Origin of the sequence: Glutamicibacter sp. 363 (assembly GCF_052379505.1) — a bacterium.
GTDB lineage: Bacteria > Actinomycetota > Actinomycetes > Actinomycetales > Micrococcaceae > Glutamicibacter.
On the sequence record NZ_JBQSYR010000063.1, the window covers coordinates 1 to 3,127 of the forward strand.

Consider the following 3,127-nt stretch of genomic DNA (forward strand, 5'->3'; position numbering starts at 1 on the left):
GGGAAGCCAGCCCGCTTTCGCTGTATGTGGAAGGCTTTCGCAAGCATCTCGAAGACCGCGGTTATGCGCCGGACTCGGTTCGGTGGCGGCTGCGTCAACTTGCGGCATTGGATCGGTGGTTGCACGAGCATCGTTTGACTGCCAGCGACCTGGACGATTCCTGCGTGGATCGGTTCGTCGCGGCCCGGCAAGCCGCACACCGAACGACGTTTGTGGCTGTCGCAAACTTTTCGGTTCCGATCGCGTATTTGCGCCAAATCGGTGTGGTGCCTCCGAAGATCACACCGCTGGATCCGACCTCACAGATCCTTGAGCAGTATCGCGGTTACCTGTCCACCGAACGTGGGCTTGTTGAAAGCTCGATCGTGGCCAACATGCGTGTCGCTGATATTTTCTGCAACCAGCGGACACTCCGGCTTGAGGAGCTCTCAGCGGCCGAGGTCACCACGTATATTGCGGCGCTCTGCGCGCGCTCAAGTATCGGGTGGTCGAAGAAGACCGTGACCGCGTTGGCATCATTTCTCCGATTCCTCCACGTCGCCGGAATCACCACCGCACCGCTCGCCGCGGCTCTGCCAAAACTCACCGGACACCGTCCCCACGTTCCATGCGAGCTCACCCAAAGCGACTTCCTGCGCCTGCTCGATGGCTGTGAATGCGCCAGCGACGTCGGTTTACGCGACCGTGCGATTCTGACGGTCCTGTGGCGGATGGGACTACGCCGAGGCGAGGTGGCCGGCTTGAGGGTCGATGACATCAACTGGCGCCGTGGTGAAATCACGGTCCGGGGAAAAGGGAATCGCCACGAAGTTCTGCCAATCCCGACCGATGTCGGTGAAGCGCTCGTGCACTACCTCCACGAGGCCCATCGTCGCGTCCCGGCCGGTTGCAGGGCCTTGTTCGTTCACGTCAGAGCGCCAGAAGGCGCTATGAGCCCCACAGGGGTCGGTGATGTCGTGGCACGCGTGGCCGACCGTGTTGGGCTGCCACCGATGGGTGCGCACCTGCTGCGGCACGGCACGGCAACACAGCTGGCGCGCGTTGGCGCTTCGTGGCTGGAGATCGCTCAAGTCATGAGGCACCGGAGCCTGGCAGTCACGGTCTCCTACACCACCATTGACCCTGCCTGGACGAGCGAGTTGGCACGACCCTGGCCAGGTGCGCGATGATCGATCTTTCCGCCGCCGTCGACACCTACCTCGCCATGCGCCGGGGCTTGGGCTTCAAACTCGTCGATGCCGGCTCCTTGTTGCCCGACTTCGTCAGCTTCCTGCACAACCATGGCGCCGAGCACGTCAGCACCGAGCTGGCTCTCGCGTGGGCTACCCAGCCGGTGAATGCCGAACCTCTCTGGTGGCGCCAACGATTGGGTTTCGTGCGCGGCTTCGCACAATACCTGCGCAACCTTGACCCTGACACCGAGGTGCCGCCACGTGACCTGCTTCCGGCACGGCAGCAACGAATTGCACCATATCTATATTCCGATGTCGATATCGGAGCGTTGATGGAGGCCGCCCGGGCTCTGAACCCGCCACTGCGTGCGGCCACCTACGAGGCCTTTATCGGTTTGCTTTCAGTCACGGGTCTCCGGCGGGGAGAAGCTTTGGCGTTGAACCGAGAGGACCTCGACCGGGAGCAATCACTACTGGTAGTCCGTGATGCCAAAGGTGGCGGCCGAAAAGTGCCGTTGCATGAAACGACCGTTCAGGCACTCCAAAACTACTTTGACTGCGTTGACTTTCACTTTCAGCTCCCCGTGGCGCCCTCGGTATTCGTCTCTACACGGGGAACCAGACTGAACAAGAATTCGCTCAATGCAACGTTCCCCTCCCTGATCGACAAGGCCGGCCTGACGGGGCGCGGAGAACGAGCACGCCCCCGGATCCACGACCTGAGACACAGCTACGCGGTTCGCCAGTTGATCGATTGGCACCAACAACAGGTCGATGTCGACGCGCGGATACCGCTGCTCTCGGCAGTCCTTGGGCACAGCGACCCGGCCTCCACCTATTGGTACCTGCAAGCCTCACCCGAGCTGTTCGCCATCGTCGGGCAGCACCTTGAAGAATTCCTGGGAGAACTACCATGAGCGCCCTCGCCCCAACCCTGCAAAAGTTTTTCACCGACCGCCTCATCACCCAACGACAAGTCAGCCCCGCCACAGTCGCTGCCTACCGTGACACGTTCCGGCTGCTGCTGGCATTCATCCTTGAGACAAAGCGGATCGCCCCGGCGAACCTCGACTTCCGCGACCTGGATGCCCCGACGATCGGAGCGTTCCTCAGCCACCTGGAAACTGAGCGGAAGAACTGCATACGGAGCAGAAATGCCCGTTTGGCCGCGATCCATTCGCTCTTCAGGTTCGCCGCTCTCCAGCACCCCGAACATGCCGAGCTGATTGCCCGGGTCCTGTCGATCCCACAGAAACGGTTCGAGAGGGGAATCGTAGAATTCCTCACCAAAGAGGAGGTTGAGGCGATCCTCGCCGTCCCCGACTGCAGCGCCTGGATCGGTCGCCGCGACCATGCACTGCTCACTCTCGCCGTCCAAACCGGTATGCGCGTGAGCGAGCTTACCGGCCTGCGCGGAGAAGATGTGTTCCTGGGAATCGGTGCGCATGTTCGCTGCCGTGGCAAGGGCCGAAAACAGCGCTCCACGCCCCTGACCACGGGAACCGTGGCCACGATGCGGGCGTGGTTCAAAGCCAGTGGCGTCCAACCCGATGCACCCCTGTTCCCGAGCCGGAATGGCACGACGTTGAGCACCGACGCCGTTGAATGGCTGGTGACAAAATATTCCACCACTGCTGCCGTTGGATGCCCATCATTGGCGACCAAGCGAGTCACCCCTCATGTCCTTCGCCACAGCGCCGCCATGTTCCTGCGCGAAGCCGGTGTGGACATCTCGGTCATCGCGCTCTGGCTCGGCCACGAGAGCATCGCCTCGACACAGATCTATATGCACGCCGATCTTGCCGTCAAACAACGCGCGTTGGACAAAATGACGTCGTTCAAAGAAACTCGGAACCGCTATCGAGCGCCTGACTCGCTTCTTGACTACCTTGAAGCGCTCTGAATTATGCCGAGCGGTTCAGGCTGCGGCAGCCCGCTGACCACCACGAATCCAT

At 61.6% G+C, this 3,127-nt stretch carries 3 protein-coding genes; all 3 read left to right on the plus strand.

Annotation, left to right across the window (positions count from 1 at the left end; all coding sequences use genetic code 11):
• The coding region (locus ACT3UA_RS18795) for a tyrosine-type recombinase/integrase (RefSeq protein WP_096283011.1) at window positions 1–1,169 on the plus strand (1,169 nt) is incomplete at its 5' end.
• Window positions 1,166–2,089, plus strand: coding sequence for a tyrosine-type recombinase/integrase (locus ACT3UA_RS18800; RefSeq protein ID WP_096283012.1), 924 nt, complete (start codon window positions 1,166–1,168; stop codon window positions 2,087–2,089). The genes ACT3UA_RS18795 and ACT3UA_RS18800, both read left to right, overlap by 4 nt.
• Entirely contained in the window at window positions 2,086–3,075 is a 990-nt protein-coding gene (locus ACT3UA_RS18805) for a tyrosine-type recombinase/integrase (protein WP_096283013.1), read from the plus strand. The genes ACT3UA_RS18800 and ACT3UA_RS18805 overlap by 4 nt, the downstream gene beginning before the upstream one ends.
• Window positions 3,076–3,127: the final 52 nt, after the last annotated feature.

Excerpts from the sequence above, each read along its gene's own strand:
- ACT3UA_RS18800 (WP_096283012.1), top strand. The coding sequence starts at position 1,166 with ATGATCGATCTTTCCGCCGCCGTCGACACCTACCTCGCCATGCGCCGG.
- ACT3UA_RS18805 (WP_096283013.1), top strand. The coding sequence starts at position 2,086 with ATGAGCGCCCTCGCCCCAACCCTGCAAAAGTTTTTCACCGACCGCCTC.